Source organism: Prosthecobacter sp. (genome assembly GCF_044232965.1).
Classification (GTDB): Bacteria; Verrucomicrobiota; Verrucomicrobiia; order Verrucomicrobiales; family Verrucomicrobiaceae; genus Prosthecobacter.
Genome location: NZ_JBIIKX010000055.1, coordinates 12,178 through 28,055 on the forward strand (window position 1 = coordinate 12,178; position 15,878 = coordinate 28,055).

The following is a 15,878-nucleotide window of genomic DNA, read 5'->3' on the forward strand; positions in this document are numbered from 1 at the left end:
GATTCGCTCACACCACCTCCGCATGCAAGCTCGCTGCCGCCAGATGCGCCAGCGCTTCCGGTCCGACGGGTTCTTGTGCCTGCCAGGGCAGCCAGGCGGTGCGCTTGGCCTGCTTTTCCACCACTTCACGCAGGTAGCGATGCTCGGAGGCTTCGCGGCATTGCAGCAGGGGATCGCAGGAGCCACTGTTGAGCAGGCTTTGATTGATGACCCACGCAAAGGGCTCGATGCGCGCACGACGTAGGTCTTCCTGCAAAGCGGCGGCTTCATGCACGGGTGTGGCCTCCGGAAGCGTGACAAGCAGTATGCGGGTGAAGTCAGGATCGCGCAGGCGTTCGAGAAGTTTGAGCACTTCCTCGGGCTGCGTGCTGCGGGCCTGGCGTTCGAGTTCACGCTGGTAGGCCTCGCTGGCATCGAGAAGGAGCAACGTGTGGCCCGTGGGTGCGGTGTCGAGCACGACGAAACGACCTGTGCCACGGCCCACTTCACGCGCAAAGGCACGGAACACGGCGATTTCTTCCGTGCATGGCGAGCGCAGGTCTTCTTCGAGCAAAGCGCGGCCTGCTTCGTCCATCGCCGCACCTTGGGCCTGCATGACCTCGCCTTGATAGGCGGCAGTTTCGGCCGCAGGATCAATCTTGCTGAGTGTGAGGCCCTCCACCTTGCCATGCAAAGTCTGCGCCACATGCGCGGCGGGATCGGTTGTGCTGAGATGCACGGAATGGCCGCGACGCGCGAGCATGACGGCGATGGCGGCGGCCACGGTAGTCTTGCCCACGCCGCCTTTGCCCATGGTCATGATCACGCCATGGCCCTGCTGTTCGATGGTGGAGACGAGGTCTTGGAGACTTTCCATCTCGGGTGGTGTCCAGCCACTTTCATCCGCCTTCACGCACTTTCCCTGCGCATCGCCGCTCAGCAGCACGCGCAGTCCGCCAATGCCGAGGATGTTGATGGGCCTCAAGGGTACGATAAAGCTCGGCATGGAGTTGATGAACTCACCCGCCGCCTCCAAGGCGGACAAACCACGCTGCTGCATGGCTTGCGCGGTCACGTCTCCCGGGCAGTTCGTTTCAAAGGTGCCGTTCACTACGAGGCATTGATTGCCCACGCCGATGGCGCGCAGTTCTTTGGAGGTGCGCTCGGCTTCTCGCAACGCAGCACCTTGAGGACGGCTCACGAGCACGAGTGTCGTGGCCGAGGCATCCGCCAGCGTCTTGACGGTGGCTTCATAAATGACGCGCTGCTTTTCCAACCCGGCCAGCGGCCCGAGGCAGGACGTGCCGCTGGTGTTGTTATCGAGAAACTGATCCCACGCTTTCGCCAAACTCATCAGGCGCAGCGTGTGGCCGGTCGGTGCGGTGTCGAAGATCACATGATCGTAATTCTTCGCGGCATTCGGATCGCCGATGAGGCCGGAGAACTCATCAAAGGCCGCGATCTCCACCGTGCAGGAGCCGGAAAGCTGCTCCTCCATGCTGCGCAGCGCCGTCTCGGGCAGCAGGCCGCGCATCGGGCCGATCAAGCGCTCACGATACGCCGCAGCAGCTTCGACGGGGTTGATGTTCATCGCGTCCAGCCCCGGCGCACCCGCGATGGGCGTGGGCTGGTTCGTGAGTTTTGTTTCCAGTACTTCATCCAGGTTCGAAGCCGGATCGGTACTTACCAGCAGCACACGTTTGCCCGCCTCGACGAGTTTCAAGGCCGTCGCACAAGACAACGAGGTCTTCCCCACGCCTCCCTTGCCGGTGAAAAAGAGGAAGCGTGTTGAACTGGCGGCATCGGGCTGATAAAACGGCAGTTTCACGCCGCAGCCTCCTCTTGGACACCCAAAGCGGCGCGGAAGAAGGCCGGACGTTCGTCATGATTCGGATAGCGGCCCTTCATATAGACCTCGCCGTCGAGGAAGATGAGCGGCAGCACCGTGGTGCCTTCTTTTTCGAGGAATGTTTTCACCACCACGTTCTGAGCGAAGGCCATCGGCTTCTGCCCGAGGTTCTGGCGCTCAATCTTGACGCCCTGATTGGCAAGCTGCGAGAGCATGGCGGCAAAATTGACGAGGTCGGGATCGACACTCGGCCCGCAGATGCCGGTGGAGCAGCACATGGGAGGGTCATAGACTTGGATGGTTTTCATGGTGGGAGGAGGGAGGATATTCGGCTCGCGACTGCGCTGCCATGGGGTGTTGGCCCCACACGGCAGAAGAATTCTAGTTGGCTGAAAAGCCAAGTAAAGACCGGTCAGTGCGCGAAACTTGTTGCCCACTCAAACTATTTGGCTAAAAAGCCAATAAGATGCCCAAGTCCTCCGCCAAAACCTCCGAACGCCGTGCCGCCGTGATCAAGGCGCTGGGGCATCCGTCGCGGTTGCTCATTGCCGAGGCTTTGATGAAGGGGGAAATGTGCGTGTGCGACCTGAAAGACCTCGTCGGCGCGGACATGTCCACCGTTTCAAAGCACCTCACGCTCATGCGCGAGGCCGGGGTGCTGAACTGCGAGAAGCGCGGGCTGAATATCTACTATTCGCTCGCCTGCGACTGCCTCGGCGACTTCCTCCGCTGTGTGGACAAGCTCGCTTGCGGCGGAAAGAAAACCACCTGCTGCTGATCCCCCATGAACATCACTGACTTCCTTTCCCAACTCCGCTCCCACGCTGAAAAGCCCGTGCGCTTCCTACTGCCAGATGGCGGCCTGATCCCGGCGCACTTCCACATCACGGAGGTGGGGCACGTTTTGAAGCGCTTCATCGACTGCGGCGGCACGCGGCGCACGCTAGAGACCTGCCTGCTGCAAACCTGGGTGCATGACGATCTCGATCATCGGCTCGTGGCGGGCAAGCTGGCCATGATTTTTGACAAAGCGGGCGATGTGCTACCGCATCATGAACTGCCGGTCGAAATCGAATACGAGGACGGCGTCGTGGCGCAGTTTCCGGTCGAAAGCGTGGAGATCATCGACGAGCAGCTTGTCTTCCTCTGCGGCTGGAAGCACACGGACTGCCTAGCGCGTGGCATTTGCCTTCCCGGCGAGTGCTGCACGACTCCAGAACCCGCTGCGAAAGTCGTTCCCGCGACCTGCTGCACGCCCGGCTCGAAATGCTGCTGAGATGAACAAGCTGCTCTCAGAATTGCTTGGCACCTTCACCCTCGTCTTCGCGGGCACGGGAGCCATCATCATCAATGACGTGAGCGGCGGCGTGATCGGCCACGCGGGCATCGCGCTGACCTTTGGACTCGTCGTCATGGCGATGATTTACACCTATGGCGATGTCAGCGGCGCGCATCTTAATCCGGCCGTCACACTCGGTTTCGCCGTCGCAGGCCGTTTCGCATGGAAAGCTGTCCCCGGCTATGTTTTGGCCCAAATCGCGGGTGCGATGGCTGCGAGCGGTGTTTTGCGGTTTTTGTTCCCCGCGCACGAAAAACTCGGCGCGACGCTGCCCAGTGGCTCCGCGATGCAGAGCTTCATTTTGGAGTTCATTCTCACCTGCGTGCTCATGCTGGCCATTTTGCGTGTTTCGACCGGCGCGAAGGAAAAAGGCATCACCGCCGGCATCGCCATCGGCGGCATTATCGCACTTGAGGCGATGTTCGCCGGTCCAATTTGTGGTGCATCGATGAATCCCGCCCGCTCACTGGCCCCAGCGCTCGTCTCCGGCCATCTGGAGCATCTGTGGGTCTATCTGACAGCCATCGTGCTTGGCGCGGTGACCGCCGTGCCGCTCGCAAAAGCAGTCGAACCTTCCCCCTCATGAAACCCCTCGTCCTTATTCTTTGCACCGGCAATTCCTGCCGCTCCCACCTCGCCGAAGGCATCCTGCGTTCGGTCGCTGGTGACATCCTTGAAGTCGCCAGCGCCGGATCGAAGCCCGCAGGCTACGTTCATCCGCTCGGCATCAAGGCGATGACCGAGATCGGCATCGACATCAGCGCTCACACGAGCAAGCACATGAACGACTTCCTCAGCCGCGATGTTGAAACCGTCATCACCGTCTGCGGCAACGCCGACCAGGCCTGCCCGATGTTCCCCGGCCAGCTCAACCGCCACCACTGGCCCTTTGACGATCCCGCCCACGCCACCGGCAGCGAGGAAGAAATCCTGGCCGTCTTCCGTCGCGTTCGCGAAGAGATCAAAGCGGTCTTCATCGCGTATGCGGATGGACGGCGCGATGAAATGAAGCGGCGAGCCGCTTCGTGATCGACGCATGCCCGAATTTTCCGCCATCTCCGTTCTCATGCCCGTGCGCGACGCACGGGAGACGGTCGAGGCGGCGGTTCGCAGGACGGCACGCTGGAAATTTTAAAGCGTTTTGCGAGGATTGATGCTCGCATCGTTTTGATCCAGCAGAAGGTGGAAGGCATCGCGCAGGCGTTGCGTTGTGGTTTTGAGGCGTGTCGCGGCGAGTTCATCGCGCGGATGGATGCGGACGATGTGATGGATGCTCGGCGGCTGGAGCTGCAACGGGCGTTTTTGACCGAGAACGATGATCAAGGCCTCGTTCCGTGCCGGGTGCGGTTTGGCGGCACGGAGGTAGGTTATGCGGGGCATGTGGAATGGGTGAACTCCCTCATGAATCACGATGCGATGAGCCTGCGGCGTTTTGTGGAGGCACCCGTGGCGCATCCGAGCGTGATGTTTCGTCGCGAGCTGCTCGCGAGGCATGGCGGGTATCGCGAGGGTGATTTCCCGGAGGACTACGAGCTTTGCCTTCGCTGGCTGGAGGCGGGCGTGAGGTTTGGAAAGGTGGATGAGGAATTGCTCACCTGGAATGACCCGCCGCAGCGGCTTTCACGCACGGATGCGCGATACTCCGTGGAGGCGTTTTATGCGATGAAGTGCCTCTATTTGAAGGACTGGCTCAAAACACATGCCACAGGCCGAGAGATCTGGCTGTGGGGCGCGGGCCGGGTGACGCGGCGGCGCTTTGACGGGGTCTTTGACCTCATCACCGGTTTTATCGACGTGGACGAGGCCAAACGCGGCGCGTGGCGCGACGCACGCCCCATGCACCTGGCGGATGATCTGCCGGAGCGGAAAAAAGTTTCAATAATCCCGGTTGAGAAGATAATCCGAGAGCTGACGCAGCCGTGAAGAAGCCGCGCCAAACACATCCAGCGCCCGGTGCGAGACCTCAGTGAGGCGATGTGCTTCTGCTCGCGAGGCTTCCAACCCCATTAGCGCCGGATAGGTGCTCTTTTCCGCCGCGATGTCTTTCCCGGCGCTCTTGCCGAGTTTTTCGCTGGTTTGGGTCACGTCGAGGATGTCGTCGATGATTTGGAAAGCCAGGCCCGTCGCCATGCCGAAATCATGCAGCGCCTGCATTTGTGCCGCGCTCGCGTTCGCGCTCATCGCGCCGAGTTTCACGCTGGTGGTGAGAAGCGCCGCCGTTTTGCCTTCGTGAATGAAGCGCAGGTCGTCCAGCGGCAGTTGTTTGCCCTCGCCTTCGAGATCCGCCACCTGCCCGCCCACGAGATGGAGGCTGCCGGCAGTCCTGGCGAGTTCGAGCACCATTGAGGCTGTCGTGTGATTCGCTGTGGCGGGCGTTTTCGTCACCAATTCAAAGGCCAGCGCCTGGAGCGCGTCGCCTGCGAGCAGCGCCATCGCTTCGCCATAGACCTTGTGGCAGGTCGGCACGCCGCGGCGCATGTCGTCGTCGTCCATGCAGGGCAGGTCGTCGTGAATGAGCGAGTAGGTGTGCAGGCATTCCGTCGCGCAGGCATTGAAAATCGCAGCCTCCACCGACCCGCCGCAGGCTTCCGCCGCCGCGAGGCATAAAATGGGCCGCAGCCGCTTGCCCCCGGCGAAAACACTGTGCCGCATCGCGTGGTGGAGTGTCACGGGGCGAGTTTCGGCGCTCGGGATGAAACGTTCGAGCGCCGCGTCCACGAGCTGGCAGCGCTGGGTGAGGTGTTCTTTGAGATCGGACATGAAACGGGACACTTGGAGCCGACTGGGCCGCCTTCAACCTCATTTCTGGCCCCGGCAGCGCCAAACTGGGTCGGTCAGAAGGCCGTGGAACAGGCTGAACTACCCCTTGCCAACCCGGGAAGTGCCCCCATATTCGCGACCCTTTTATGGACATCTTCATTGGAATTCTCACCGCGGTGGAAGTCATCGTCAGCCTTCTGCTCATTCTCGTCGTGCTCATGCAGCGCCCACGTCAGGAAGGCCTCGGCGCCTCCTTCGGCGACGCCGCCGCCAGCCAAGTCTGGGGTGCGCAAACCACCAACGTGCTGCAAAAGTTCACCGTCTGGCTCGCCGTCATCCTGTTTGGCCTGACCCTGCTGCTCGCCGTGCTCGTCAGCCGCACCCACACGGGCGGCAAGACCGAAAAAATCTTTGGCGACGCCAAACCCGCCCCCGCAGCCCCGGCTGCCGCCACACCGGACGCTGAAGCTGCCAAGGTCGTGCAGAAGATCCAAGACGCCGTCAAAGCCGAACCCGCGAAAGCTGGCGCACCTGCCAAGGCCAAGTCCGTCGAAACTCCCAAAGCCGCGCCCGCCGCTGCGACTCCCGCTCCTGCCAAAGCTCCTGAAGCACCAAAACCTGCTGCCCCGGCTCCGGCGACTCCGCCACCTGCTCCTGTTGCAACGCCAGCTCCCGCCCCGGCTCCTGCGGCTCCGGCCACGCAGCCGAAGTGATTGACTGATCTCACAAGTTCCCAACGAAAAAGGCACGACCTGAAGGTCGTGCCTTTTGTTTTGATGGCTTTGTATGAACTCGTTACGGCTTCGGCTTGGTGAGCATCTCGAAGTCGTCGCTGCGGAATGGCGTGACGGGCAGGCCGTCGGTGGTGAAGAGATTGCACACCGGATTGTCCGACCAGGCGTAGCGGACAGCGACCGGTTTGGCGACGGCTGGAGCGCTGACTTCGACCTTGTCCTTGCCGATGATTTTGGCGGTGGCCCAGGCCCATTTTTTGTCCTCGCCGCAGATGACGAAGCCCTTCACATCGCTCACATCGACGGTGCGCAGGCTGCTACCGAAGGTGTCGAGCGTGACGATGGCCTTCGTACCCGCAAACTCGGCGGATTTGAACTCAGGGCTGCGATACGGCAGCTTCATGCCGTAATCTTTGACCAGAGCCCAGCGGGCGAGGCGCTCGGCGACGTCGCGCTTGTTCTTCGGATGAATGTCGTTGGCCTCACCGAGGTCGATGATGACGGCCTGACCACCGTTCTTGATGGCGTTCTGGGTTTTGGTCTGGCTCTCGCGCAGTTCGGCCCATTGGCTGGCGGTGGCCTGCTCCGCGTCGGTTTTTTCGGCCATGAAGTCGGCGAGCTGCACCCAGTAGAAGGAGAAATCGCCCTGCTTCCATTCGTTGCGCCAGTTCTGGATCATGAAGGGGAAGAGGCTGGCGTATTCGTAAGCACGGCTGGCGTTGCTCTCACCCTGATACCAGATCGCGCCCTTGATGCCGTAGCCGATGGTGGGCAGCAACGCGCCATTGTAGATGTTGCCGGGGCGGGCATTGCCACGCAGCCAAGCGTCTGGCGCTGCAGGGGCACGAATGGTAAAGGCTTTGCCGACCTGCTTGGCCTGATCGGCCTGTTGTTTCCATGCGGCGAGGTCGGCCTCGTATTTTTGCTTGGCGGCAGCGGAGGTCAGGCGTGCCTCATTGGCCTTGGTGTTCTCCATCAGCAGCTTGAAGCGCGGATCTTCCTCCAGTTCGCCACGATTCACCCACGCCTCAGCGGCGCTGCCACCCCAGGCGTTGTTGATGAGACCGACGGGCACATCGAGGATGTTGTGCAGCACGCGGCCATAGAAGAAGCCCACAGCACTGAAGCCGCCGACGTTCTGCGGCGTGCATTCAGCCCACGCTCCCTTGAAATCCTGCTGCGGCTCCTGCGTGCCCACATTTGGCACCGTGATGAGACGGATGTTTGGATATTTCGCCGTGGCGATCTCCAAATCGGAGTCCCAGGAGCTTTGCACGCTCCACTGCATGTTGGACTGGCCGGAGCAGATCCACACTTCGCCGACGAGCACGTTCTTGATCTCCTTTGCGCTGCTGCCCTTGATTGAAATCGTCGCGGGTTTCGCGTTCGCGGGCACAGGATCGAGTTTCACCGTCCACTTGCCATCCGCGCCGGCCTTGCCGCTCTTGGTTTGACCGGCAAACGTCACCGTCACCTCCGTGCCGGGTTTGTCCCAGCCCCAGAGCGGATTCGTCTGCTTTTGCTGCAGCACCATGTTGTCGCCGATGATGGCGGGGAGTTTCAGTTCGGCGCGGGCGGTGAACGCCAGTGCGGCAAGGAGGGTGGTCAGGGTCGTGAGTTTCATGGTCGGATGGACGGGGCGTGAATCAACGCGGCACCCGGGTGCTTTTTCATCAAACTTTTGCCATCACGCTTGAACTCGTGGCCGAATGAGGCCACGCAGGTTCGTTTCCGACTTCGTCATGCCGGTTCGCTCGTCATTTCTGCTGCTCATACTCTCCACGTCGCTTCTCGCGGAGAGCTTTTACCGTGCGCCGCAGAGCTACAGCACCACACGCGATCCTGATCCGCCGAAGTATGCGCGGCATGCGCCAGAGACAGGCATCGACTTCCTCAAAAACGCCGCGTGGCTCGACCTCGGCCTCGATTACCGCTTCCGCTACGAATACCGCGACGATGACATCCGCCGTGCGCAAGCCGGGCTGGATGATCCCTTTCTACACCGCACGCGGGCCTATGTCGGCATCCACGACATTCTCGATCCCTTCCGCTTCGCTGTGGAGATGCAGGACTCGCGCCGCTACCACAGCCGCTATCCGCGTGACAACCGCGATGTGAACGAGTTCGAGGTCATCCGGCTCTACGCTGAACTGCATTTCAAAAACCTTCTCGGTGCCGATCTGCACGGCAACGCCCGCCCCGCTTTCATTCGCTACGGCATCCACAATTTCGAGTTCCTCGACCGCCGCCTCATTGGTAACAACCAGTGGCGCAACACCGCGAACACCTTCCTGGGTTTCCACGCCTCTCTCGGCCAGGAGAGCAACGACTGGCAGCTCGATCTCCTCGCCGTGCAGCCGCTGAGCCGTGCTCTGTATGATTGGGATCGTCCCGTCGAGCAGCAGTGGCTGTATGCCGCCATCGGCCACTGGCGCGGTTGGGCGGAGATCATCACGCTGGAGCCTTACTACCTCGCCTTGCACCAGTCCGCGCACGCTGGAGTGCTGGAGCGCATGGTTCACAATCCCGGCCTGCGCGGCTACGGCGTCATCGGCGCGACTGGCTTCGACTACGACGCCAGTTTCAATTATCAGTTCGGCCAGAACGGCACGCGCAAAGTCCGCGCATGGTCCGGCACCGCCGAGGTCGGCTACAACTTCCAACTGCCCTGGAATCCACGCCTCAGCCTCTTCTACGGCCAAGCCTCGGGAGACCACGATCCCAATGACGGCACGGACAATCGCTTCGAGAAATTCTTCGGCTTCGGCCGGCCGTGGTCTGCCAACGACTACATCGTCTATGAAAACATTCGCGCTCCGAAGCTCCGCCTCGAATGCGCTCCGGCCAAAACCTTCCGCTTCGACCTCGGCTACAGTTGGTACTGGCTCGACAGCGCCACGGACCGCTTCGCCGGTGCCAACAATGCCCGCGACGCCACCGGAGCCAGCGGCGGCTTCATCGGCCACGAGTTCGACCTTCGCACCCGTTTCAATATCGGCGACAAGACCGAGCTGATCCTCGACTACGCGCACTACAGCGCAGGCGGTTTTGTCGAAAACAATGTGCGGCGCGGTGACACCGACTTCGCCTATCTGGAGATCAGCACGCGATTCTTTTGAGAACGCGGCAGCCTGCCACAGCAGCGGAAAGAAATTCTTAATTCCTACTTGATGAGTGTATATTAGACGTGCATAAGTTCGGCCATGAGACTCACCAAACGTGGCGAATACGCACTGCGCACCCTGATCCGGCTCGGCATCGCCGACCGGCAGGGCGAGGGCGTGATCTCCGTGTCCGTGCTGGCAGATCAGGAGCGCCTGCCGTTCAAGTTTCTCGAAGCCATCCTCTTTGAGCTACGCCAGGCCGGCTATGTGGAAAGCCTGCGCGGCAAGCACGGCGGCGCTCGCCTCGCCAAGCCGGCAAAGTCCATCAAGATGGGCGATGTCGTCCGCCTCATCGACGGCAAGCTCGCCCCCATCGGCTGCGCCAGCGAGACGGAGTATGAAAAGTGTACCTGCCCCGACGAGGAGCACTGCGGCCTGCGGATGCTCATGATCGATGTGCGCAACGCCATCGCCAACATCCTTGACCGCTACACGCTGGAGCACGTCGTCGAGGTCACGCTCCGCAAGCAGGAGCAGCAGGCTGCTGCCACACGAAAGACCGCCAAGAAAAAAACCTCCAGAATCCTCCACGCCGATCCCGCCGACGGCTTCCTCGCCGCCCTGCTCTCACCCGCCACCTGATGCGTCATGAGCCAGACCCTCTCCCCATCTTCCATCGAGCCATGGCTCGAAATCGTCCGCCAGAAAGTCGCCGCCATGCGCTTCGGCTCCGTGCAGATCGTCGTCCATGAAGGACGCGTGACTCAGGTCGAAAGCACCGAGAAGACACGCTTCGCCGCTGACGAGTCTCCGCCCCCACGCCGAACTTCGCGGCCTTGATACCCCTTTGCCTACTGCACCCGCAGGGGCCTCCGAAAACACTCTTGCTGACGCCGACCGGACCACCGGAAGCCGACGCCCGCAAGAATCATGCACCACAACACCAAGCACCTCAGAAAACGATACGTCTCTTCCCTCGCCGCACTCCTCCTGATCGCCGCTCCGGCCTTCGCAGAGGACTATGAGCCGCCCAAGCTCACGCGAGGAACCTTTTACCAAAATCCGCTCAGCTACAGCACCACGCGTGATCCTGATCCGCCGAAGTATGTACGCAATGTGAGTGAACTCGGCATCGACTCGCTGCTGAACGTGAACTGGCTCGACGTGGGCCTCGATTACCGCTTCCGCTACGAGTATCGCGACGACGACATCCGCCGTGCCCAGGCCGGACTTGACGAGCCATGGCTGCACCGCACGCGGGCCTACATCGGCATCAAGGAGATCGCTGATCCCTTCCGCTTTGCCGCCGAGTTGCAGGACTCACGCCGCTACAACTCGAACTACGCCCGCGACAACCGCGACTTCAATGAGTTCGAGTTCATCCGGCTCTACGGCGAGTTGTATTTCAAGGATCTGCTCGGCCATGATGCCATCGGCAACTCGCGTCCGGTCAGCATCCGCTACGGCATTCACAACTTTGAGTTCCTTGACCGTCGTCTGCTCGGCAACAACCAGTGGCGCAACACGGCCAACACCTTCCAGGGTTTCCACGGCAGCCTCGGCCAGGAAAGCAACGACTGGCAGATCGACCTGCTCGCCGTGCAGCCGCTGTATCGCTCGAAGTATGAATGGGACCGCCCCGTGGAGCAGCAGTGGCTCTACGCCGCCATTGGTCACTGGCGGGGCTGGTCAGATGTCATCACGCTTGAGCCGTTTTATCTGGCCTTGAATCAGTCGGCTTATAGGGGGGTGGCAGAGCGACTCGTTCACTCACCCGGTCTGCGCGGCTACGGCATTGTGGGCAGCACGGGCTTCGACTACGACTTCAGTTTCATCTACCAGTTTGGCAGAAACGGGGCGCGGGATGTGCGTGCGTATGCCGGAAACATCGAAGTCGGTTACACACTCGCTTCGAACCCCTGGAAGCCTCGTTTCAGCCTCTTTTACGGCTATGCCAGCGGCGATCGTGATCCGACCGACAACGAAGACAACCGCTTCGAGCGCTTCTTCGGCTTCGGCCGTCCGTGGTCGGCGAACGATTACATCGTCTTCGAGAATATCAGCGCGCCGAAGGCACGCGTGGAGATCAAACCACGTCACAACCTGCGCGTGGACTTCGGCCACAGTTGGTACTGGCTCGCCAGCGACAAAGATCGCTTCAACGGAGCGAATAACGCCCGTGATGTGACGGGACGCAGCGGTGGTTTCGTCGGCCAGGAGTTCGACATCCGCGCCCGCTACGCGCTCAGCCCCAAGACAGAGGTCACTCTCGGCTACGCCTACTTCAAAGAGGGTGATTTCATTCAAAACCGCGTTCGCAGCGGCGACACCGACTTCGCCTATCTCGAAGTCAGCCACCGCTTCTTCTGATCCACACCACAACTCTCACTTCAACACTCCAACTCATCCAAACATCATGAAAGCATCGCTCACACTCCTCTCCGCCGTTCTGTTCGGCCTCACCGTTCAAGCCGCCGACTTCGAGCTGCTCAATGTCTCGTATGACCCGACTCGCGAACTGTACGCCGAGTTCAACAAAGCCTTCTCTAAGCATTACAAGGCAACCGCAGGCAAGAAAGTCAGCATTGACCAATCACACGGCGGCTCCGGCAAACAGGCCCGCGCCGTCATTGATGGTCTCGAAGCCGATGTCGTCACGCTGGCGCTCGCCGGTGACATCGACGTGATCGGCCAACAGGCAGGCTTGATCGCGAAGGACTGGCAGAAGCGTCTCCCCAACAGCAGCGCGCCTTACACGAGCACGATCGTGTTCGTCGTCCGCAAAGAGAACCCGAAGAACATCCAGGACTGGGATGATCTGGTGAAACCCGGCGTGAACGTCATCACGCCGAACCCGAAGACCTCCGGCGGTGCGCGCTGGAACTACCTCGCCGCATGGGCCTACGCACTGAAGAAATTCGGCAGTGAAGCCAAGGCCAAAGAGTTCATTACCTCGCTCTACAAGAACGTGCCCGTGCTCGACACCGGTGCTCGTGCTTCGACGACGACATTCGCGCAGCGTGGCATTGGCGATGTGTTCCTCTCCTGGGAAAACGAGGCCTGGCTAATCCAGCGTGAGTTCCCCGGCCAGACCAAGATCATCATTCCTTCGTTGAGCATTCTCGCTGAGCCGACCGTGGCTGTTGTGGACAAGAACGCCGAGAAAAAAGGCACCGCCGAGGTCGCGAAGGCCTATCTCGAATACCTCTACACGCCCGAAGCACAGGACATCATCGGCAAGCACTACTACCGCCCGCGTGATGCCGCTGCTGCTGCCAAATACAGCGCCCGCTTCCCCAAACTCAGTCTCGTCACCATCGACGGCGACTTCGGCGGTTGGGGCAAGGCGCAGAAGAAGCACTTCGATGACGGCGGCATCTTTGACCAGATCTACCAACCTAAGTGATCCGTCGCTGAAACTTCAAACCACCTTCATATCATGCCCTTCTTCTCCAACATCGTCGAAACTATCGGTCGCACTCCGCTGGTGAAGCTCAATCGCATCACCGCCGGACTTCCTGCCACCATCGCCCTCAAAGGCGAGTTCAAGAATCCGCTCGGCAGCGTTAAGGACCGCATCGGTCGTGCCATGATCGAGGCAGCGGAGCAATCCGGCGTTTTGAAGCCCGGTGCGCATATCATCGAGCCGACCAGCGGCAACACGGGCATCGCGCTCGCGTTTGTCGCTGCGGCCAAAGGGTATCCGCTCACTTTGACGATGCCGGAGAGCATGAGCCTAGAGCGTCGTACATTGCTGGCGTTGCTCGGAGCCAATCTGGTGCTCACGCCGGCGAAGGACGGCATGAAGGGTGCCATCAAACGCGCCGAGGAACTCATCGCCGAAACGCCCGGCTCTTGGATGCCGCAGCAGTTTGAGAATCCTGCCAATCCCGAGATTCATCGAAAAACGACGGCCAATGAAATCTGGCACGACACCGCAGGGCAGATCGACATCTTCGTTGCCGCTGTGGGCACGGGCGGCACGATCACCGGCGTGAGCGAAGTGATCAAATCGCGTAAACCTTCGCTGCAATCCATCGCCGTCGAACCTGCGGCATCGCCAGTGATCTCACAGACGCGTGCAGGTCAGCCCGTGCAGCCCGGCCCTCATAAGATTCAAGGCACGGGCGCTGGCTTTGTGCCGAAGAACCTCAATCTCGGCATCGTCGATGACGTGATCCAGGTCACGAACGAGGACGCCTTCGCCACAGCGCAGCGTCTCGCTCGCGAGGAAGGCCTGCTCGTCGGCATTTCCACCGGCGCGAACGTGTGGGCCGCGCTGCAAGTCGCCGCACGGCCTGAGAATGCCGGGAAGCTCATCGTCACCGTCGGTTGCAGCACTGGCGAGCGCTATCTCTCCACCGCCCTCACTGACGAGGCCCGCAACAAAGTCACCGCTTGAAACCATGACACTTCCCTCCCATTTGCAGTTCACCGGCAGGCACGCGTTTCAGCGTGGCACCACCCCGCTGCCGTCTTCACGACTGATGACTGAAATCAACCCGCCAGAGCAAGGCATCTTCATCCCGAAGATCGTCAGCAAGCCGCTCAAGCCGGGCCACGGCATCAAGATCGGCATCTTTGCCGGCATCCATGGCGATGAGGAGGCGGGCACGCTGGCCGTGCAGGATCTCATCCGCTGGGCCGCCGAGAAGCCGGAGGATTTGCACGACTACGAGCTGCACTTCTTCCCCATCTGCAATCCCACCGGCAGCAATCTTGGCACACGTCACAGTCACAGCGGCCTCGATTTGAACCGCGAGTTCTGGTTCGGCTCCACCGAGCCGGAGATCGTCTATCTCGAAAGCGAACTGCGTCGTGAGAAATACGATGGCATCATCTCGCTGCACTCCGACGACACCTCCGACGGCTGCTACGGCTTCGTCAGCGGTGCGCTGCTCAGCGAGCACCTGCTGGAGCCTGCGCTGCAAGCATCGAGCGAATTTCTGCCGCGCAACGAGCAGCATATCATTGATGGCTTCCTCTCCTCACGCGGCATCATCAAGGAGGGCTACCTCGGCATCCTCAGCGCTCCGCCGGAGCAACGACCGCATGCGCTGGAAATCGTGTTCGAGACTCCTGCGCTCGCACCCATGGACGCGCAGGTCAAAGCAACCATCGCCGCCGTGAAGCGCATCCTCATCGAATACCGCGAACTCCAGGCCTACGCCGCGAACCTGTAATCCCACCTCATGGCACGCACACGTCATGTGCTGCCGGGGTTCAGATTGTCCCTCGGCTTCACCATCACTTATCTCAGTCTCATCGTTCTCATTCCCTTGTCGATGCTCGTGTGGAAAGCATCGACCGCTGGCTGGGATGGCGTGGTGGCCACGATCACGCATGCGCGCGTGATCGCGTCGTTGAAACTCAGCTTCACCACCGCCTTCACTGCCGCGCTGGTGAACGGCTTCTTCGGCCTGCTCACCGCCTGGGCGCTGGAGCGCTATTCATTTCCAGGACGCCGTTTGCTCGATGCCATGGTCGATCTGCCCTTCGCACTGCCAACCGCCGTCGCCGGCATCGCGCTGGTCACGTTGTATGCGCCCAATGGCTGGATCGGCGCCTGGCTGGCGCAATACGACATCAAGGCCGCCTATGCGCCGCTCGGCATCACGATTGCGCTCGTCTTTGTCGGTTTTCCGTTCGTCGTGCGCACCTTGCAGCCGGTCATCGCCGATCTCTCGATGGAATTGGAAGAAGCCGCCGCCTGCCTCGGTGCGAATCGCTGGCAGACGCTCACGCGCGTCGTTTTTCCCGCGCTGCTACCCGCCACGCTGGCCGGCATGACGCTCGCCTTTGGCCGGGCCGTCGGTGAATACGGCAGCGTCGTCTTCATCTCCGGCAACTTGCCGTTCAAGACCGAGATCGCCCCGCTGCTCATCACCATGCGCCTCGAAGAATACGACTACAGCGGCGCGGCGACCATTGGTGTCATTATGCTCATCGCTTCTTTTCTGATCCTGTTCACCGCCGATCTCCTCGCGCAGTGGAATCGCAAACGCACCGGCCACTAGCCCTTCTTCAATGGTCATGACCCCTCACCCGGCCTCTCCCCGAATTTCATCCAACACCCAGCCACGACATCGACGGGGAGAGGAGTTGCGCGTTCT

General features: G+C 61.0%; 18 protein-coding genes. 14 read left to right on the top strand and 4 right to left on the bottom strand.

Annotated features, from left to right (window positions below; translation table 11 throughout):
• Positions 1–7: 7 nt before the first annotated feature.
• Together arsA and arsD are read right to left on the bottom strand one after the other, a co-directional pair.
• On the bottom strand, positions 8–1,807 hold the full coding sequence (gene arsA, locus ACILSI_RS19525) for an arsenical pump-driving ATPase (RefSeq protein WP_395723588.1): 1,800 nt from the start codon (positions 1,805–1,807) through the stop codon (positions 8–10).
• Positions 1,804–2,136, bottom strand: coding sequence for an arsenite efflux transporter metallochaperone ArsD (arsD, locus tag ACILSI_RS19530; protein ID WP_395723589.1), 333 nt, complete (start codon positions 2,134–2,136; stop codon positions 1,804–1,806). Before arsD ends, arsA begins: the two co-directional genes overlap by 4 nt.
• Before the next feature lie 158 nt (positions 2,137–2,294).
• On the opposite strand from arsD, the gene ACILSI_RS19535 reads away from it, so the two are divergent.
• The 5 genes from ACILSI_RS19535 to ACILSI_RS19555 all read left to right on the top strand — a co-directional run bounded on the left by ACILSI_RS19535 (position 2,295) and on the right by ACILSI_RS19555 (position 5,090).
• Complete coding sequence (locus ACILSI_RS19535) at positions 2,295–2,606, top strand: ArsR/SmtB family transcription factor (RefSeq protein WP_395723590.1); 312 nt, start codon at positions 2,295–2,297, stop codon at positions 2,604–2,606.
• A gap of 6 nt (positions 2,607–2,612) precedes the next feature.
• Positions 2,613–3,104 (top strand): DUF6428 family protein, encoded by a 492-nt coding sequence (locus tag ACILSI_RS19540; RefSeq protein WP_395723591.1) that lies wholly within the window; start codon positions 2,613–2,615, stop codon positions 3,102–3,104.
• A gap of 1 nt (position 3,105) precedes the next feature.
• On the top strand, positions 3,106–3,753 hold the full coding sequence (locus tag ACILSI_RS19545; protein WP_395723592.1) for an MIP/aquaporin family protein: 648 nt from the start codon (positions 3,106–3,108) through the stop codon (positions 3,751–3,753).
• Complete coding sequence (locus tag ACILSI_RS19550; protein WP_395723593.1) at positions 3,750–4,196, top strand: arsenate reductase ArsC; 447 nt, start codon at positions 3,750–3,752, stop codon at positions 4,194–4,196. The genes ACILSI_RS19545 and ACILSI_RS19550 overlap by 4 nt, the downstream gene beginning before the upstream one ends.
• Positions 4,197–4,328: 132 nt before the next feature.
• Positions 4,329–5,090 carry a glycosyltransferase gene (locus ACILSI_RS19555; RefSeq protein WP_395723615.1) on the top strand — a complete coding sequence of 254 codons (762 nt, stop codon included), beginning with the start codon at positions 4,329–4,331 and terminating at the stop codon, positions 5,088–5,090.
• Here the strand turns inward: ACILSI_RS19555 and ACILSI_RS19560 are convergent.
• A complete protein-coding gene (locus ACILSI_RS19560; RefSeq protein ID WP_395723594.1) occupies positions 5,043–5,927 on the bottom strand; it encodes a polyprenyl synthetase family protein in 885 nt (294 codons plus the stop codon). The genes ACILSI_RS19555 and ACILSI_RS19560 overlap by 48 nt on opposite strands.
• 146 nt (positions 5,928–6,073) lie before the next feature.
• On the opposite strand from ACILSI_RS19560, the gene secG reads away from it, so the two are divergent.
• Positions 6,074–6,640, top strand: coding sequence for a preprotein translocase subunit SecG (secG, locus tag ACILSI_RS19565; RefSeq protein ID WP_395723595.1), 567 nt, complete (start codon positions 6,074–6,076; stop codon positions 6,638–6,640).
• Between the two features lie 82 nt (positions 6,641–6,722).
• Here secG and ACILSI_RS19570 read toward each other — a convergent pair whose 3' ends face one another.
• On the bottom strand, positions 6,723–8,285 hold the full coding sequence (locus ACILSI_RS19570) for a sialate O-acetylesterase (RefSeq protein WP_395723596.1): 1,563 nt from the start codon (positions 8,283–8,285) through the stop codon (positions 6,723–6,725).
• 118 nt (positions 8,286–8,403) lie between these two features.
• Here ACILSI_RS19570 and ACILSI_RS19575 point away from each other — a divergent pair, with 118 nt between their 5' ends.
• The 8 genes from ACILSI_RS19575 to cysT all read left to right on the top strand — a co-directional run bounded on the left by ACILSI_RS19575 (position 8,404) and on the right by cysT (position 15,782).
• Complete coding sequence (locus tag ACILSI_RS19575; RefSeq protein ID WP_395723597.1) at positions 8,404–9,780, top strand: alginate export family protein; 1,377 nt, start codon at positions 8,404–8,406, stop codon at positions 9,778–9,780.
• 84 nt (positions 9,781–9,864) lie between these two features.
• The gene (locus tag ACILSI_RS19580) at positions 9,865–10,407 is read left to right on the top strand and encodes an RrF2 family transcriptional regulator (RefSeq protein WP_395723598.1); all 543 of its coding nucleotides are present in this window, start codon (positions 9,865–9,867) and stop codon (positions 10,405–10,407) included.
• A 6-nt stretch (positions 10,408–10,413) separates the two neighbouring features.
• A complete protein-coding gene (locus tag ACILSI_RS19585) occupies positions 10,414–10,605 on the top strand; it encodes a YezD family protein (protein WP_395723599.1) in 192 nt (63 codons plus the stop codon).
• Between the two features lie 90 nt (positions 10,606–10,695).
• Positions 10,696–12,135, top strand: coding sequence for an alginate export family protein (locus ACILSI_RS19590; protein WP_395723600.1), 1,440 nt, complete (start codon positions 10,696–10,698; stop codon positions 12,133–12,135).
• 46 nt (positions 12,136–12,181) lie between these two features.
• Positions 12,182–13,171: a sulfate ABC transporter substrate-binding protein gene (locus ACILSI_RS19595; RefSeq protein WP_395723601.1), complete on the top strand. Its 990-nt coding sequence runs from the start codon at positions 12,182–12,184 to the stop codon at positions 13,169–13,171.
• 33 nt (positions 13,172–13,204) lie between these two features.
• Positions 13,205–14,167 carry a cysteine synthase A gene (gene cysK / locus ACILSI_RS19600; protein WP_395723602.1) on the top strand — a complete coding sequence of 321 codons (963 nt, stop codon included), beginning with the start codon at positions 13,205–13,207 and terminating at the stop codon, positions 14,165–14,167.
• Between the two features lie 4 nt (positions 14,168–14,171).
• Positions 14,172–14,948, top strand: coding sequence for a succinylglutamate desuccinylase/aspartoacylase family protein (locus ACILSI_RS19605; protein WP_395723603.1), 777 nt, complete (start codon positions 14,172–14,174; stop codon positions 14,946–14,948).
• Between the two features lie 9 nt (positions 14,949–14,957).
• Positions 14,958–15,782 (top strand): sulfate ABC transporter permease subunit CysT, encoded by an 825-nt coding sequence (gene cysT, locus ACILSI_RS19610; protein WP_395723604.1) that lies wholly within the window; start codon positions 14,958–14,960, stop codon positions 15,780–15,782.
• The last annotated feature ends 96 nt before the right edge of the window (positions 15,783–15,878 follow it).